The sequence below is a fragment of the Polymorphospora sp. NPDC051019 genome (assembly GCF_040683055.1).
Lineage (GTDB): Bacteria > Actinomycetota > Actinomycetes > Mycobacteriales > Micromonosporaceae > Polymorphospora > Polymorphospora lycopeni.
This window is the reverse complement of record NZ_JBFBCH010000025.1, coordinates 1-15,907: the sequence shown is the minus strand read 5'-3', so window position 1 is coordinate 15,907 and position 15,907 is coordinate 1. Positions and strand designations below refer to the sequence as shown.

At 71.9% G+C, this 15,907-nt stretch carries 14 protein-coding genes and 2 tRNA genes; 11 read left to right on the top strand and 5 right to left on the bottom strand.

Annotation, left to right across the window (positions count from 1 at the left end):
• Nucleotides 1-40: 40 nt before the first annotated feature.
• From AB0M79_RS30905 to AB0M79_RS30895, 3 genes are all read left to right on the top strand, one after another.
• Nucleotides 41-1,102 carry a glycosyltransferase family 2 protein gene (locus AB0M79_RS30905; protein ID WP_364220576.1) on the top strand — a complete coding sequence of 354 codons (1,062 nt, stop codon included), beginning with the start codon at nucleotides 41-43 and terminating at the stop codon, nucleotides 1,100-1,102.
• Nucleotides 1,099-2,877, top strand: coding sequence for a hypothetical protein (locus AB0M79_RS30900; protein WP_364220573.1), 1,779 nt, complete (start codon nucleotides 1,099-1,101; stop codon nucleotides 2,875-2,877). Before AB0M79_RS30905 ends, AB0M79_RS30900 begins: the two co-directional genes overlap by 4 nt.
• Nucleotides 2,878-3,053: 176 nt before the next feature.
• Complete coding sequence (locus tag AB0M79_RS30895; RefSeq protein ID WP_364220570.1) at nucleotides 3,054-4,085, top strand: NAD-dependent epimerase/dehydratase family protein; 1,032 nt, start codon at nucleotides 3,054-3,056, stop codon at nucleotides 4,083-4,085.
• A 22-nt stretch (nucleotides 4,086-4,107) separates the two neighbouring features.
• Here the strand turns inward: AB0M79_RS30895 and AB0M79_RS30890 are convergent, their stop codons facing one another.
• Nucleotides 4,108-5,007, bottom strand: coding sequence for an AbfB domain-containing protein (locus AB0M79_RS30890; protein WP_364220567.1), 900 nt, complete (start codon nucleotides 5,005-5,007; stop codon nucleotides 4,108-4,110).
• Here AB0M79_RS30890 and AB0M79_RS30885 point away from each other — a divergent pair.
• Nucleotides 4,994-5,962: a LacI family DNA-binding transcriptional regulator gene (locus AB0M79_RS30885; protein WP_364220564.1), complete on the top strand. Its 969-nt coding sequence runs from the start codon at nucleotides 4,994-4,996 to the stop codon at nucleotides 5,960-5,962. The genes AB0M79_RS30890 and AB0M79_RS30885 overlap by 14 nt on opposite strands.
• On the opposite strand, the gene AB0M79_RS30880 is transcribed toward AB0M79_RS30885, so the two are convergent.
• Nucleotides 5,951-7,348 (bottom strand): acyl-CoA synthetase, encoded by a 1,398-nt coding sequence (locus tag AB0M79_RS30880; RefSeq protein ID WP_364220561.1) that lies wholly within the window; start codon nucleotides 7,346-7,348, stop codon nucleotides 5,951-5,953. The genes AB0M79_RS30885 and AB0M79_RS30880 overlap by 12 nt on opposite strands.
• Before the next feature lie 284 nt (nucleotides 7,349-7,632).
• Between AB0M79_RS30880 and AB0M79_RS30875 the strand changes: the two genes are divergently transcribed.
• Entirely contained in the window at nucleotides 7,633-8,583 is a 951-nt protein-coding gene (locus AB0M79_RS30875) for a nitroreductase (RefSeq protein WP_364220745.1), read from the top strand.
• 151 nt (nucleotides 8,584-8,734) lie between these two features.
• Here the strand turns inward: AB0M79_RS30875 and AB0M79_RS30870 are convergent, their stop codons facing one another.
• Both AB0M79_RS30870 and AB0M79_RS30865 read right to left on the bottom strand, forming a co-directional pair.
• Entirely contained in the window at nucleotides 8,735-9,319 is a 585-nt protein-coding gene (locus AB0M79_RS30870) for a DoxX family protein (protein ID WP_364220558.1), read from the bottom strand.
• Between the two features lie 173 nt (nucleotides 9,320-9,492).
• Nucleotides 9,493-9,563: transfer RNA gene (locus AB0M79_RS30865), tRNA-Gly, on the bottom strand.
• Between the two features lie 142 nt (nucleotides 9,564-9,705).
• On the opposite strand from AB0M79_RS30865, the gene AB0M79_RS30860 reads away from it, so the two are divergent.
• The 6 genes from AB0M79_RS30860 (at nucleotide 9,706) to AB0M79_RS30835 (ending at nucleotide 15,234) form a co-directional block, all read left to right on the top strand.
• Nucleotides 9,706-9,779, top strand: a tRNA-Pro gene (locus AB0M79_RS30860).
• Nucleotides 9,780-9,892: 113 nt separating this feature from the next.
• The gene (tig, locus tag AB0M79_RS30855; RefSeq protein ID WP_364220555.1) at nucleotides 9,893-11,233 is read left to right on the top strand and encodes a trigger factor; all 1,341 of its coding nucleotides are present in this window, start codon (nucleotides 9,893-9,895) and stop codon (nucleotides 11,231-11,233) included.
• A gap of 172 nt (nucleotides 11,234-11,405) precedes the next feature.
• Nucleotides 11,406-12,050: an ATP-dependent Clp protease proteolytic subunit gene (locus tag AB0M79_RS30850; protein WP_212821860.1), complete on the top strand. Its 645-nt coding sequence runs from the start codon at nucleotides 11,406-11,408 to the stop codon at nucleotides 12,048-12,050.
• Nucleotides 12,051-12,061: 11 nt separating this feature from the next.
• A complete protein-coding gene (locus AB0M79_RS30845; RefSeq protein WP_364220551.1) occupies nucleotides 12,062-12,724 on the top strand; it encodes an ATP-dependent Clp protease proteolytic subunit in 663 nt (220 codons plus the stop codon).
• A 370-nt stretch (nucleotides 12,725-13,094) separates the two neighbouring features.
• Nucleotides 13,095-14,393, top strand: coding sequence for an ATP-dependent Clp protease ATP-binding subunit ClpX (clpX, locus tag AB0M79_RS30840; protein WP_212821858.1), 1,299 nt, complete (start codon nucleotides 13,095-13,097; stop codon nucleotides 14,391-14,393).
• Between the two features lie 46 nt (nucleotides 14,394-14,439).
• Entirely contained in the window at nucleotides 14,440-15,234 is a 795-nt protein-coding gene (locus AB0M79_RS30835) for a carbon-nitrogen hydrolase family protein (protein ID WP_357544449.1), read from the top strand.
• A 62-nt stretch (nucleotides 15,235-15,296) separates the two neighbouring features.
• On the opposite strand, the gene AB0M79_RS30830 is transcribed toward AB0M79_RS30835, so the two are convergent.
• Nucleotides 15,297-15,521, bottom strand: coding sequence for a hypothetical protein (locus AB0M79_RS30830; RefSeq protein ID WP_364220547.1), 225 nt, complete (start codon nucleotides 15,519-15,521; stop codon nucleotides 15,297-15,299).
• Between the last annotated feature and the right edge of the window lie 386 nt (nucleotides 15,522-15,907).

Here is a 15,907-nt window from a genome sequence, read left to right as displayed (position 1 = left end):
GCATAATTGCTCCGCCCGACGGACGGAGAGGTCGACCCAGGTGGCGTTGCTCAGTGTGATCGTGCCGGTCTACCGGGTCGAGGAATACCTGGCCGAGTGTCTGGACTCCATCCTCGGGCAGTCGTTCGGTGACGTCGAGGTGGTCGCCGTCGACGACGCGTCCGACGACGGGTGCGCCGAGATCCTGGCCGGTCACGCCGCCCGTGAGCCGCGCCTGAAGGTCGTCACGCTGAGCCGCAACAGCGGGCTGGGCGCCGCCCGTAACGCCGGTCTCGCGGCAGCGACCGGCCGTTACGTCTGGTTCGTCGACAGCGACGACTGGCTGCCCGAGGGCACCCTCGAAGCCGTCGCCGCGCGGCTCGCCGACACCGAACCGGACCTGCTGGTGGTCGGCTACGCGCGGGTCTACCCCGACGGCACCCGGCGGTACGAGTCGCTGGCCAAGGTGACCGGCGGCCGGCCGATGCCGGACACCTTCACGCTGGCCGGGCAGCCGAGCATGCTCAACGTCCTGCACATCGCCTGCAACAAGATCGTACGGCGGGACTTCCTCGCCGAGACCGGCATCGGGTTCGGCCCCGGCTGGTACGAGGACGTGTCGTTCAGCCTCCCGCTGATGCTGGCCGCCGACCGGATCGCGCTGCTGGACCGCGACTGCTACGCCTACCGCCAGCGGCAGGCCGGCGCGATCACCCAGACGGTCAGCGACCGGCATTTCGAGGTCTTCCCGCACTGGGAGCGGGTCTTCGCCTTCATGGACGAGCACCCCGCCGAGACCGGGTCCGTGCGACCGCTCATTTTCCAGCGGATGATCTGGCACTATCTCAGTGTGTTGGGGCACTCACACAGGGTGCCCAAGATGCGGCGGAAGGAGTTCTTCACCCGCATGGCACAGCACTACCGGAGATATCTGCCACCGGCCGGCTACCCGATGCCGGGCGGCGCCGCCGGGCTCAAGCACCGGCTCGTCGGCCGGGGCGCCTACCGCCTCTTCGAGGCGCTGCGCGCGGTCAAGAAGGGCCGCCTCGACACGGCCACCCGGACGCCGCAACCCCGTGCCGCCACACCCGAGCTGACCGACGGGCGCGGACTGGCCCGATGACCGGCGCCGGGACCGCGGGCATCACCTGGCGGCTCACCGGAGCCCTGCCGGTGTCCCGTTCGGAACGGATCAGCCGCGCGGTCGGCACCCATGTCGTACCGACCGGTATCGGATCGGTCGCGGTGCTGGCCGGCTCCGTCGACCGGCTGCGGCACCTGGTCACCGCCCCGTCGACGCTGCGCACCGTCACCAGCGCCGTGATCACCGTCGGCTGGTGGCGCAGCCCCCGGCACGGCTGGTCGGGCCGGGTCGGCTGGCTCGACCACCTGGTCGGCCACCGGGTGACGCTGCCCCGGGGCGGGCGCGGGCCGGCCGTCGTACGGGTCACGCTGCGCCGGCCGACGCAGTTGCGCCTCGTCGTCGGCGCGGCGCTGGAAGCCCTCAGCCCCACCCGGCCGCTGCCCCGCCCGGCCGGCGCCCGGCTGACCGCCCGGGACACCCTGCCCGGCTTCCTGCCGATCCGCCCACCGGCCACCGTCGTCACCGGCGACCCGGCCGGCCAGGACGACGTACGCGCCCACGACCTGCTCCTGTGCCCGCCCGGCGGCGCACCGGACCAACCCGACCGGTACGCGGCGACGGCCGGCGCCACCCCGTACGGGCTGCGCACGGCCGGACGCACCACCATCCTGGTCGACGCCCAGCGGGTCAACCCGCGCGGGCGCACCGCCGGCGCGTACGCCCCCGACGCCCCCCGTGTACGCCTGGACTTCCGTCCGTCCGGGGCAGCCGTCGACGGGCGCGGCCCCGACCCGGCGACCCTCGCCGCCCTGCGCGGGGTCGGTGTCGTCGAGTGCCCGCGGGTCCCGGTCAACGACCCGGTCGCCGTCGCCGGCACGTTCGTGCAGCTGGCGATGACCGGCGCGGTGCTGTACGTCCCCCACCTGCCGCCGACCGTCGGCGACCTGCTCGGCGCGGAACTGCGCCGCCTGGTCACCACCGCCGTCGACGGCACCGAACCGCTCGCCCTGGAGGTACGCAGCGTCGCCCAGCGCCGGGCCGCGATGCGCGACCACGGGACCGCCTTCGCGCTGCCGGCGGCGACCGGCGCGGCGTTTCCGGGCCTGCGCCGCCCACCGGCGGTCAGCGCGCTGCTGGTCACCCGCCGCCTCGACATGGTGCCGGGCGCGCTGCGGGCGATCGCCGCGCAGACCTACCCGGAGCTGGAGATCGTGCTGTGCCTGCACGGCGTCGAGGCGCCGGAGCCGCTGCGGGCCAGCCTGCCCGGCTACGACCGGCCGATCGAACTGGTCGAGGTCCCGGCCACGGTCAGTTTCGGCGAGGCGCTGGGGGTGGCCACCGCCCGGGCCCGGGGCAGCCTGGTGACCAAGTTCGACGACGACGACACGTACGGCGCCGAGCACGTCTGGGATCTGGTGCTGGCCCGGCAGTTCTCGGGCGCGGCCCTGGTCGGCAAGGGCGCCGAGTTCGTGTTCCTGGAGTCGAAGGGGATCACCGTACGGCGGTCCGCCGGCGCGGCCGAGTCGGACGCGCAGGTGATCGCCGGCGGGACGATGATGATGGGCCGGGGCGACCTGGAGGAGGTCGGCGGCTGGCGCCCGGTGCCCGGCTCGGTCGACCTCGGGCTGATCGACCGGGTCAAGCGCCACGGCGGCCTGATCTTCCGCACCCACCCGCTCGGCTACGTCTACCACCGCCGAGCCACCGGCCACACCTGGGACCCCGGCGCCGCCTACTTCCAGAAGAACCTCTCCGCGAGCTGGCCCGCGCTGCCGCCCTACGAGGAGTTCGGCACCCTGCTGACCCCCTCATGATCCGCGTGATCAGGGACTGAATCGCGCGTGTCGTCGGCGTGCCGCGCCACAGACTCCCTGATCACCCGGATCTTGACCGGCGGGCCGGGCCGGACGCGCGGGCCGGGAGCCGGTCGCGTCCCGGAGCCGGCCGGGCCGGAGGCGGTCGCGCCCGGGAGCGCGGGTAGGTTGGCCGGATGCCCCGTGCCCTGATCATCGGCGGGACCGGCCTGATCGGCCGGGCCACCGCACACCGCCTGCTCGCCGCCGGCTGGCGGGTCGACGTCACCGGACGGAATCCGGCCAACCTGCCGGCCGACCTCGCCGCCGCCGGCGCCCGCTTCGTCGCCGCCGACCGGGCCGACCCGGCCGCGCTGCGTACGGCCCTCGGCACCGGCGCCGACCTGCTCGTCGACTGCGTCTGCTACACCGCGCGGGACGCCGAGGCGCTGCTGCCGCTGGCCGGCGACGCCGGCTCGACGGTCATGATCTCCAGCAAGGCCGTCTACGTCGACGCCGACGGCAACCACTCCAACTCCGACGCGCCGCCCCGGTTCGCCGGCCCGGTCCGCGAGACCCAACCGACCCTGGCGCCCGGCGACGGCGACCACCAGACCCGGGAGGGCTACGGCCCGAACAAGGTCGCGGCCGAGCGGGTGCTGCTCGACAGCGGCGCCCCGGTCACCGTGCTCCGTCCCTCCAAGGTGCACGGTACGGGCGCCGTCCGGCCGCGCGAGTGGGTCTTCGTCAAGCGGGTCCTCGACCGGCGGCCCGCCGTGTTCCTCGCGAACCGGGGCGAGGGCACCGACCACACGACCGCCGCCGCCAACATCGCCGCCCTGGTCGAGGTGGTGGCGGCCCGGCCGGGGCGGCGGATCCTGAACAGCGCCGACCCGGACGCGCCGAGCGCGCTGGAGATCGCCCGTACGGTCGCCCGCCACCTCGGCCACGAGTGGGCGGAGGTGTTGCTCGACGGGGACGCCGACCCGGCGCTGGGGCAGCACCCGTGGCCGGCGCCGTACCCGATCGTGCTGGACATGACCGCGGCGCTGGACCTGGGCTACGTCCCGGCCGGCGACTTCGCCGCCACGGTCGCCGCCGAGATCGACTGGCTGGTCGAGGCCACCACGCGCGGGGCCGGCGTCCCGGCCGGGGTCGACACGGACTGGTTCGCCCCGATGTTCGACTACCCGGCCGAGGACGCCTACCTGGCCGGCCGCCGGTCCTGACCCGCGGGTCAGGACCGGCCGGTCACGGCGCCCAGGGGCCGGTGACGTTCCAGGTCACGTCGGCCAGCCACGACGCCGGCGAGTTGTACGCCGGTCCGCCGGCGCCGTTGCTCAGCCACGCCTCCGCGCCGTGGTGCCGCAGGTAGGACCCCCGGAAGTTGTACGACTCGAACGACACCCCGCCGCCGGTCAGCCCGGTACGGGCACACCAGGTGGCGTCGGCGCGCAGCAGCGCCGACCCGTCGTCGGGGGAGTTGCGGACCCGGGAATCGACGTGCCGCAGGAACTGGCCGGGGAAGTTGACCGACTCGAACGAGTAGCAGCCCGTGCCGGCGAGCCCGGGCCGGACCGTGTACGTCGCGTCCTGCCTGAGCACCGTCGGGCTGCCCGCGTCGACCACCTCGGTGTACGCCAGTCCGTTCATGTGCCGCAGGTAGCGGTTGGTGAAGCCGGGGGTGGTCACCTGCGACGACCGTCGGGTGTGGACGGGCAGGGTGACCGGGCCGGAGCTGCCGAGCGCCTTCGACGCCGCGATCAGCGCCTGGTTGGCGGCGCGTACCCGGTTCTGGTCCATCTTGACCACCTGCCGGTCGTACGTGAGAAAGCCGTTCAGCTCGCCCTCCAGGTCGGTGATCTCGGTGTAGACCGACGCGCTCAGCCCCTTGCCGACCATCAGGTTGTGGGTGCCGGCGACGAGGCCGACGTAGACGTGCCAGTCGTCCATGTCGCCGTTGCCGGGGTTGCCGAGCGACTGGCAGCAGTTGTGTCCGCCGTGGGTGTTGACCAGGCGAATCGGGTCCTGGTTCTTGACGTTCTGGCCGACCCGACGGGTGTCGGCCAGCTCCCGCTCGCCCCAGCCCTCGTTGTAGACGACGTACGCGACGACCGACGGCGAGCTGCGGGCCGGAGTGTCACTGGCCACCGTCTCCAACGTCGTCAACGGCTACCGCCCGGTCGGCGAACAGACCCGGCGGCGGGTGCAGCGGGCGATCGACGAACTCGGGTACGCGCCCAACCTCGGCGCCCGGCACCTGCGCCGCGGCCGGACCGGTCTCATCGCCCTGGCCATTCCCGAACTCAACAACCCGTACTTCGCCGAACTCGCCGGCTCCGCCATCCGCGAGGCGGCCAGCCTCGGCTACACCCTCGTCCTGGAGGACACCGCCGCCGACCGGGACCGGGAACTGGCCCTCACCGACGGCTCCCGCCGACCCGTCATCGACGGCCTCATATTCAGCCCGGGGCGGATCGGCCGCGACGAGATCCTCGCCCGCACCGACCCGACCCCGCTGGTGCTCATCGGCGAAGGCGTCCACGACGTACCGCACGACCACATCGCCATCGACAACATCGCCGCCAGCCACGCCGCCGTACAGCACCTGGTGTCCATCGGCCGGCACCGGATCGCCTTCGTCGGCGCGCAGGCCGACGACCGCCAATCCGCCCACCTGCGGCTACGCGGCTACCGCGAGGCCCTGACCGGCGCCGGGCTGCCGTTCGAGCCCACCCTCGTCGCGGCCACCACGCAGTTCCGCCGCGTCGACGGGCTGCGCGCGATGCGCGACCTGCTCGCCCTCGACGAGCCGCCGGACGCGGTCTTCGGCTACAACGACCTGATCGCGATCGGCGCCATGCGCGCCATCGGCGAGGCCGGCCGGCGGATCCCCGACGACATCGCCGTCATCGGCTTCGACGACATCGAGGAGGGCCGGTTCGGCAACCCGACCCTGACCACGATCTCGCCGGACAAGGAGCGGATCGGCCGGCTGGCCGTACGGTCACTGGTCGCCCGGATCGAGGGCAGACCGGTCCATCCCCCGTACGACGTGCGGCCGCCGTTCCACCTCGTGCCCCGGGAGAGCACGCTAGCCCAGTAGCTTCTTCTGCACCTTGCCGAGCGCGTTACGGGGCAGCGCGTCGAGCAGGTGCACCGCCCGCGGCCGCTTGTGCACGGCCAGGTTGCGGGCCACGAACTCGACCAGCTCCGGGCCGGTGACCCCGTCGGCCACCACGTACGCCGTCACCCGCTGCCCCAGGTCCGGATCCGGTACGCCGATCACGGCCGCCTCCCGAACACCGGGGTGGGCCAGCAGCGCGTCCTCGACCTCGCCGGCCCCGATCCGGTAACCGCCGCTCTTGATCAGATCGGTGGAGGCCCGGCCGACGATCCGGTGCACCCCGTCCGGCCCGATCGTGGCGACGTCGCCGGTGCGGAACCAGCCGTCCCCGGCGGTGCTGGCCGCGTCCGAGTCCGGCCGGTTCAGGTAGCCGCTGAACAGCGTCGGCCCGGCCACCAGCAGCTCGCCCATCGCCTCGCCGTCGGCCGGCACCGGCCCGCCCCGCTCGTCGGCGAGCCGGGTCCGTACCCCCGGCAGCGGCGTCCCGACCGTGCCCGGCCGGCGTGCACCGTCCGCCCGCGCGCTCACCGTGATCAGCGTCTCGGTCATCCCGTACCGCTCCACGATCCGGTGCCCGGTCAGCTCCCGCAGGTCGGCGAAGACCGCCGCCGGCAGCGCCGCGCTGCCGGACACCAGCAGCCGCGCACCCCGCAGCGCCCGCGCCGAATCCGGGTCCGCGGCCACCCGCGACCACACCGTCGGCACCCCGAAATAGAGGGTGCCGCCCGCCGCCGCGTACCGCCGCGGCTGCGGGCGTCCGACGTGGTCCAGCCGGCTGCCGTGCCGCAACGGCCCGAGCACCCCGAGCACCAACCCGTGTACGTGGAACAGCGGCAACCCGTGCACCAGCAGGTCGTCGGGCGTCCACGCCCACGCGTCGGCGAGCCCGTCGAGACAGGCCGCGATCGACCGCCGGGAGACGACCACGCCCTTCGGCGCCCCGGTGGTGCCACTGGTGTAGAGGATCACCGCGGCCCGCTCCGGCTCCGGCTCCGGCCACGTCCGGTCGGACCGCTGGGCCAGATCCACCGGTACGACCGGCGGCCCGCCCGGCGCCACGTCGCTGCCCCTGGCCGCCAGCAGTGCCGCCACACCCGAGTCGGCGAACATGTGCCGGCGCTCCATCGCCCCGGCGTCGGCCGGTACGGGCACCACGGCCACCCCGGCGAGCAGCGCCCCGACGACGCCGACCACCGTCTCCATCGTCGGGGTCGCCTCGACCGCCACCCGCTCCAGCCCGTGCACCCGGTCGGCGACCGCGGCCGCGCACCGCAGCAGTTCGGCGCCGGACAGCGCGCTGCCGGCGACCCGGACCGCGTCCGGCCGCTCGTCCGGCGACTCTGACAACCGCTTCAGCAGCGACACGGCGGCGACGCCCTCCTCGAACGGGGACGGCGGTCCCCGGCGACCCTGGCCGCCCGACCGTAGCCGCACCACCCCCGGGTCGCCACCCGTGTCCGTACGGCGGGTCGGTCCACCCCGGCGACACCCGGACGGCGCGCGGGCGACGCCGGCTCCGGCGGGTAGCCGGGGTTCCGGACCGGCGCTGCTGGGATACTGACCGAAGCAGGGATCCGATCCGAGACTGAGGCGGGACGGCTGTGACCCAGACCGACAAGGCGGCGGAGGCTCTGGCCCGGGCCGCCGCGATGGCGGGGCACGCCCCGTCGGTGCACAACACGCAACCGTGGCGGTGGACGGTCCATCCGGACCGGCTCGAGCTGTCCGCCGTAAGCGACCGGCAGCTCGCCGCGACCGACCCGGAGGGGCGGCTGCTGATGATCAGTTGCGGCGCCGCGCTGCACCATGCCCGGACGGCGCTCGCCGCCGACGGCTGGGACTGCGCGGTGCGGCGGCTGCCCGACCCCGACCGCCCCGACCTGCTGGCCGTGCTCACCCCCGGCGGGCACCGTACGCCCGACCAGGCCGCGGTGCGCCTGGTCCAGACCATGTCGGTACGGCACACCGACCGGCGCCCGCTCAGCGACGAGGTGCTGACCGACGACGTCCTGAAGACGATCTCGGAGGCGGTCCGCGCGGAGGGGCCGCACCTGCATGTGCTCACCGGCGAGCAGGTCTACGACCTGGCGTCCGCGGCCGACCGGGCGGGCACCGCCGAGCGGGAGGACCCGGCGGTCCAGGAGGAGCTGGCGTACTGGATCGGGCGCGGCGACGGGCTCGGCGTCCCGGCCCACGCCCTGCCCGAGGTCCAGCCGGCGACGACCGTGCCGGGGCGGGACTTCGGTCAGCCGGGCACCCTGCCGATCGCGCCGGGCCACGACCGGGCGGCGTTCTACGGCCTGCTGTACGGCGACGGCGACGAGCCGCTGTGGTGGCTGCGGGCCGGTGAGGCGCTCTCCGCGGCCTGGCTGACCGCCACCCGGCTCGGCGCCTCGGTGCTGCCGCTGAGCGCGGTGGTCGAGGTGACCGCGACCCGGGCGGCGCTGCGCCGGCTGGTCGCCGAGTTGGGCTGGCCCTACCTGGTGATCCGCCTGGGGGTGGCCGACCCCGAGCACGCCGGCCCGGCCCACACCCCCCGCCTGCCGACCCCCCAGACGGTCGACACCTCCCCGACCACCAACCCCCCAAGATCCGCGTGATCAGGGACTGAGTCGAGCGTGTCGCCGGCGCGTCTGCCGGTGAACTCCCTGATCACCGGGATCTTGCAGGTGGCGGTGACACACGGAACTCGCCGGCGGGTCGAGCCGCCGGCGAGTTCGTGTTCGGGTCATTACCTGAGAATCCGGATCGCTACCTGAGGAAGGGAAGGCGCTTGACGATCGGGACGCGGGCCCAGAGCCGGCCCAGGCCGAGAGTGTCACCGGCCGCGGTCAGCGCCAGGACCAGGAGCACACCCGCGTAGATCAGGTGGTCGTCCATGAAGGGGTTGTTCGCCGGGGGCAGGACGGCGGTCCACATCAGCACCATCATCAGGCCACCGGCCGCGGCGGCCACCCGCATGCCCACGCCCAGGATGAGCGCGGTGCCGATGGCGGCGAGCCCGATCATGAAGAGCCAGTCGGCCCAGGCCGCCCCGGCGAAGCCGCGGTAGAAGTCGGCGAACGGACCGGCCACGGCGTTGCCGAGGAAGCCCCTGGTGGGGCTGCCGCCGTTGACCCAGGCCTGCTCCGCGGCGGTCCCCTGGCCGAGGCCGAAGAGCTTGTCGAGGAACGCCCAGAGGAAGATCCAGCCGAGCGCCAGCCGCAGCCCGGCGAGGGTGTAGCGGGTGGCCTTGCGGCCGGTGGTCTCGGCCGGGCGGATGGCTCCGGTGACCGGCGGGATCACCGCGTTGGTGGTCACCCGGTGGTTGGCGGTGCGTTCGATCGTCGTCGTCATGGCCGTTCACGCCTTCCTGACTCTCGCTGACGAATCAATTCGACCACCGGGAGAGGGGCTGCGATCAGTGCCGGGAGACCGCTCCTGACGGGACCTTCGGCACGGTCGCGCAGGGACCATCGGCGAGCGGGTGTCACGGGGGAAGACCCTGGACGGTACGAGACGAGACGCGGAGCGGGCGACGAGAATCGAACTCGCGTAATCAGTTTGGAAGACTGAGGCTCTACCATTGAGCTACGCCCGCATGCACCTCGATCACCCGAGGTACGGCCACAGCATAGCGGGTCCGGCAACCTGGTTCCCAGTGCGTTCCCGGCCCCGGCCCGCCCGGAGACGGATACCAGGCGGCGCGCCCGGCCGTCGACGTCATACACTTCTCTCCGCCACGGGGTGTGGCGCAGCTTGGTAGCGCACTCGCTTTGGGAGCGAGGGGCCGTGGGTTCAAATCCCGCCACCCCGACTGTGATCCACCAGCGGTGTCGGGTGCCCGCCGGGCCGGCCGATCGGCTCGCCTACACTCGATGGGCTGAATCACGCCCAGACCAAGACTGAGATCCGTCAAGGAGTACGCCTGTGAAGAGCACCGTCGAGACTCTGAGCCCGACGCGCGTCCGGCTCGCCATCGAGGTGCCGTTCGTCGAGCTCGAGCCGAGCCTCAGGAAGGCGTACCGGGAGATCGGCCAGCAGGTCAACATCCCGGGCTTCCGCCGGGGCAAGGTGCCGTCCGCCGTCATCGACCAGCGGGTGGGCCGCGGCACGGTGCTCAACGAGGCCGTCCAGGAGGCGATCCCGGAGAACATCCTCGCGGCCGTGCGCGAGCACGACGTCAAGACGCTCGGTCGCCCCGAGGTGGAGATCACCGAGTTCACCGACGGCGAGCCGCTGAAGTTCACCGCCGAGGTCGACGTCCGGCCCGAGATCGCCATTCCCGACCTGGCCGGCATCGAGGTCACCGTCGACGAACTCCAGGTCGGCGAGAACGAGATCGAGGAGCAGCTCAACGGGCTGCGGGAGCGGTTCGCGACGCTGAAGACGGTCGAGCGGGCGGCCGCCGACGGCGACTACGTCCAGATCGACCTCGCGGCGACCGTCGATGGTGTCGAGGTGCCCGGCGGTTCCGCCAGCAACATCTCCCACGAGGTGGGCAGCAAGCAGCTCCTGCCCGGCCTGGACGAGGTGCTGGTCGGCATGTCGGCCGGTGACGAGGCGACCTTCGTCACCCAGCTCGTCGGTGGCGACTTCGCCGGCCGTGACGCCGACGTGGCGGTGACCGTCCGCACGGTCAAGGAGAAGCAGCTTCCGCCGCTCGACGACGAGTTCGCTCAGCTCGCCAGCGAGTTCGACACGCTGGAGGAGCTGCGCGGCGACCTGAGCGAGCGGGTCACCCGGGTCAAGAAGGTCGAGCAGATCTACGCCGCGCGGGACAAGGCGCTGGAGCAGATCGTGGCCGCCGCCGACGTACCGGCGCCGGAGGGCGTGGTCCGCGACGAGGTCGAGCACCGCAAGCAGGCCATGATCGACCAACTCGAGCGGATCGGCGCCTCGATGGAGGACTACCTCACGTCGGAGGAGAAGACCGAGGAGCAGGTCGACGAGGAGCTCAACGCCGCCGCGACCGAGGGCGTCAAGATCCAGCTCCTGCTCGACACGCTCGCCGACGCCGAGGACGTGCAGGTCAGCGACGACGAGTTCGGCCACGAGATCGTGCACCGCGCACAGCGGGCCGGCGTCGCCCCCCAGCAGTACTACGACCAGCTCGTCCGGTCCGGCACGGCCGGCGCCGTCTTCGGCGACGTACGGCGGGGCAAGGCGCTGACCGCCGTCCTGGAGCGGGTGAAGATCACCGACACCGCGGGCAACGCGCTGAGCATCGACGAGCTGCGGGCTGCCAGCGAGCACAACCACGAGCACTGAGTCGTTCGACGGGCGGCCGTCGCACGTCCTCGGACGTACGGCGGCCGAATCCCTTTCTGTGGGCCGGCTCCGGCCCACTGCGCTGAGAGCGAACACTGTGCGCGGAAGGAAGCTGCGACCCCCGGCAGCGGTTAGTGTCGGGCGTAAGACGCACGGAGAGCGAAGGGCTGCCATGACCGAACTGCACATCCCAGCGGTGCCGTCGCGGGCGATCGTCGCCCGTGGTGGGGACTCCCTCAGTGGCAACCTCGACGACACGGTTTACAACCGGTTGCTCAAGGAACGGATCATCTTCCTGGGCAGCGAGGTGACCGACCAGGTCGCCAACCGGATCTGCGCGCAGCTGCTCCTGCTCGCCGCCGAAGACCCGGAGAGCGACATCAACCTCTACATCAACTCGCCCGGCGGCTCGGTCTACTCCGGCATGGCGATCTACGACACCATGCAGTACGTCACGAACGACGTGGCGACCATCGCGATGGGCATGGCGGCGTCGATGGGGCAGCTGCTGCTCTGCGCCGGCACCAAGGGCAAGCGCTACGCCCTGCCGCACGCGCGGATCATGATGCACCAGCCGTCCGGCGGCATGGGGGGCACCGCGTCCGACATCGCCATCCAGGCCGAGCAGATGCTGTACACGAAGCGGATGTTCCAGGAGCGGGTCGCCCACCACACCGGTCAGGACCCGGCCCAGATCGAGGCCGACTCCGACCGTGACCGCTGGTTTACGGCCGCCGAGGCACGCGACTACGGCTTCATCGACCAAGTGATCACCGGAGCGACGCAGGTCCCGACCGGCGCCGGCACCCGCAACTGAGGAAGGCGACCATGAGCGACCTGACCCTGCCGCCGCAGCTCGCCGCGGTGCACAACCGCTACGTCCTCCCGTCCTTCGTCGAGAAGACCTCGTACGGGATCAAGGAGTCCAACCCGTACAACAAGCTGTTCGAGGACCGGATCATCTTCCTCGGGGTCCAGGTGGACGACGCGTCGGCCAACGACGTGATGGCGCAGTTGCTGACGCTCGAGGGCACCGACCCCGACCGCGACATCACCATGTACATCAACTCGCCCGGTGGCTCGTTCACCGCCATGACGGCGATCTACGACACCATGCAGTACGTCCGTCCGGACATCCTCACCGTGTGCCTCGGGCAGGCGGCCAGCGCGGCGGCGGTGCTGCTCGCGGCCGGCACCCCGGGCAAGCGGATGGCGCTGCCCAACTCGCGGATCATCATCCACCAGCCGGCCACCGAGGGCGGCTACGGCCAGGGCTCGGACATCGAGATCCAGGCCCGGGAGATCCTGCGGATGCGTACCCAGCTCGAGGAGATGCTGTCGCGGCACTGCGACCGGCCGCTCGACCAGGTCCGCAAGGACATCGACCGTGACAAGATCATGACGGCTGAGGAGGCGCGCGAGTACGGCCTCGTCGACACCATCCTCACCAGCCGCAAGAAGGGCCTGCTCGCCGCCAACGCGGCGGGCTGATCCGACCCGGGTCAGGGGCCGGCCGGCCCGCGAAAGCCGGCCGGCCCCTGACACACCCGTTTCGGGGGTCGGAGAAATCCCCGGCAGCGGGTAACGTCGAGACTGCACCGTTCGGCCGGCTCGACCGGCGGAACGATCGGGAAGCGCGGCAACACCACGGCGGCAAGCCGGGGCAACAACGCGAACCACAGACCGACGTGATCGACAGACCGGCATGAACGACCAGGGCTGATGACTGCGATCGACAGCGATCGTGGATGATCGAGCCGGACGTGCAGGACCGGGACGACGACGATCGGAGCGACGGGGCACCCCGTCCTCAGGCCAGGGCCGGTGAGCGAACCGGCCGATGAGCGCAGGGAGAACGTAGGTGGCACGGATCGGTGACGGTGGCGACCTACTCAAGTGCTCCTTCTGCGGTAAGTCGCAGAAGCAGGTCAAGAAGCTCATCGCGGGCCCAGGGGTCTACATCTGCGACGAGTGCATCGATCTCTGCAACGAGATCATCGAAGAGGAGTTGGCCGAGTCCGGCGAGGTGAAGTGGGAAGAGCTTCCCAAGCCGATGGAGATCTGCCAGTTCCTCGACTCGTACGTGGTCGGCCAGGACCAGGCGAAGAAGGCACTCGCGGTCGCGGTCTACAACCACTACAAGCGCATCCAGGCCGAGGCCGCCGGGGCGCCGGGGTCGGGCAACGACGCCGTCGAGGTGGCGAAGTCCAACATCATGCTGATCGGCCCGACCGGCTGCGGCAAGACACACCTGGCCCAGACGCTGGCCCGGATGCTCAACGTCCCGTTCGCCATAGCCGACGCGACGGCTCTCACCGAGGCCGGCTACGTCGGTGAGGACGTCGAGAACATCCTGCTCAAGCTGATCCAGGCGGCCGACTACGACATCAAGCGGGCCGAGACGGGCATCATCTACATCGACGAGGTCGACAAGATCGCCCGCAAGTCGGAGAACCCGTCGATCACCCGCGACGTGTCCGGCGAGGGCGTCCAGCAGGCACTGTTGAAGATCCTGGAGGGCACGGTCGCCAACGTGCCGCCACAGGGCGGGCGCAAGCACCCCCACCAGGAGTTCATCCAGATCGACACCACCAACGTGCTCTTCATCGTCGGTGGTGCGTTCGCCGGCCTCGACCGGATCATCGAGTCCCGCACCGGCCAGGGTGGCACCGGCTTCGGCGCCCGCCTGCGGGCCGTGTCGGAACGGTCGACCGACGACATCTTCAGCCAGGTGATGCCCGAGGACATGCTGAAGTTCGGCCTGATCCCGGAGTTCATCGGCCGGCTTCCCGTGATCACCAACGTCCGCAGTCTCGACCGCGAGGCGCTGGTCCGCATCCTCACCGAGCCGCGCAACGCACTCGTACGGCAGTACCAGCGCCTGTTCGAGCTCGACGGGGTCGAGCTGGAGTTCGACGCGCCCGCCCTCGAAGCGATCGCCGACCAGGCGATGCTGCGGGGCACCGGGGCCCGCGGCCTCCGCGCGATCATGGAGGAGGTGCTGCTCTCGGTGATGTACGAGGTGCCCAGCAACCCCGACGCCGCGCGTGTGGTCATCACCCGTGAGGTGGTGCTGGAGAACGTCAACCCGACCATCGTGCCGCGTGAGTTCACCGGCCGGCGGGGTCGTCGCGACCAGCGTGAGGAAAAGTCGGCCTGAGCCGTCGCCTCTGGCCGGCTCGTCACCCGGCCCGTAGGCTGCCAGCATGCGTGTCGCCGTGTGCCAGCTCAACGCCCGTGACGAGCCGCAGGAGAACCTGAAGACCGCCCACGACCTGCTGCGCCGGGCCGCCGCGGCCGGTGCCGACCTCGCCGTGCTTCCCGAGTACGTCGACTACCTCGGCCCCTCGGCCAAGCAGCCCGAACCGCAGCCCGTCGACGGGGAGTTCGGCGCCTTCTTCGCCGACGCGGCCCGGGAACTCGGGATGTGGGTGCTGGCCGGCTCCTTCCACGAGGCCGGCCCGGACCCGGAGCACACGTACAACACGTCGCTGGTCTTCGACCGGGCCGGCAGTCTCGCCGGCACCTACCGGAAGATCCACCTGTACGACGTCGAGATCCCCGGCCGGGTCTCCTACCTGGAGTCGGCCGGGGTGGCGCCGGGCACCGAACCCGTCGTGGTCGACGTCGAGGGCGTGCCGGTGGGCCTGTCCATCTGCTACGACCTGAGGTTCCCCGAGCTCTACCGCCGGCTGGCGGTCGCCGGCGCCGAGATCCTGGTGGTGCCCGCGGCGTTCATGCTGCACACCGGGCGCGACCACTGGGAGATCCTGCTGCGGGCCCGGGCGATCGAGAACCAGTGCTTCGTGGTCGCCGCCGGCCAGATCGGTGACCACGACCCCGGCCGTACCTGTTTCGGCCGCAGCATGGTCGTCGACCCGTGGGGGACGGTGCTCGGCCAGGCGCCGGACGTCGTCGGGGTGACGGTGGTCGACCTCGACCTCGAGCGGCTGCACCGGATCCGGCAGGAGCTGCCCAGCCTGGCGAACCGCCGCCTCTGATCCGCCGCCCTGATCCGCTGTCCGGGTGGGCCGGGCGGCCTGCCCCCGGTTCGGGGGAGTGGTCAGCCCTGCAGGAGGACGCCGAGCACGGCCAGCCCGACGATGGCGCCGCCGGTGACGAGCAGTGCGGTCGTCATCCTGGACTGGCCACGGCTGGCCAGCCGCCGTACGGAGACGACGACGGCGAGGAGCACGAAGATCCCGATGAGGATCTGCCAGAAGGGCAGCAGCAGCCCCAGCAGTGCGTCTTCGGCGAGAACGACCGGCGTGTGGGGCATGGCTGCCACTGTGGCACGCAGCGGCGCCGAACGGCAGTCGCGGCCGTCAGGATGGCATCGCGGCGCCGCCGAGCATCGTAGCGATGAACGCTGATTTGTGTTCTGCGGGCGGGGCGCGTAACTTTCTCTCTGCACGCGGGACACCGGACAAAACGGGCCGGGACAGCGGGCAGCCAGGCCGAGGCGAGAGATCGCCGAGCCGGACTGGTCCGGGCGGGGCAATCAGAATCGGGCTACCGACGACGAGTTGCGCACCTGACCGGGACAAAGCTGGATGATGCGGTGTTGATCGGAAATATTGGGTTGACACGGTAGAAACTGGCGGGTAACGTAGTAAAAGTGCCTGGCGCTGAGCGCGGGGTGCAGGGTGTGGAGCCCCGGGTTCGGGTCCTGCT

Bases quoted from the DNA above. Each gene is read 5' to 3' on its own strand.
- AB0M79_RS30900 (WP_364220573.1), top strand. From the start codon at position 1,099: ATGACCGGCGCCGGGACCGCGGGCATCACCTGGCGGCTCACCGGAGCC.
- AB0M79_RS30895 (WP_364220570.1), top strand. From the start codon at position 3,054: ATGCCCCGTGCCCTGATCATCGGCGGGACCGGCCTGATCGGCCGGGCC.
- AB0M79_RS30875 (WP_364220745.1), top strand. From the start codon at position 7,633: ATGGCGGGGCACGCCCCGTCGGTGCACAACACGCAACCGTGGCGGTGG.
- AB0M79_RS30870 (WP_364220558.1), bottom strand. From the start codon at position 9,319: ATGACGACGACGATCGAACGCACCGCCAACCACCGGGTGACCACCAAC.
- AB0M79_RS30850 (WP_212821860.1), top strand. From the start codon at position 11,406: ATGACCGAACTGCACATCCCAGCGGTGCCGTCGCGGGCGATCGTCGCC.
- AB0M79_RS30845 (WP_364220551.1), top strand. From the start codon at position 12,062: ATGAGCGACCTGACCCTGCCGCCGCAGCTCGCCGCGGTGCACAACCGC.
- AB0M79_RS30835 (WP_357544449.1), top strand. From the start codon at position 14,440: ATGCGTGTCGCCGTGTGCCAGCTCAACGCCCGTGACGAGCCGCAGGAG.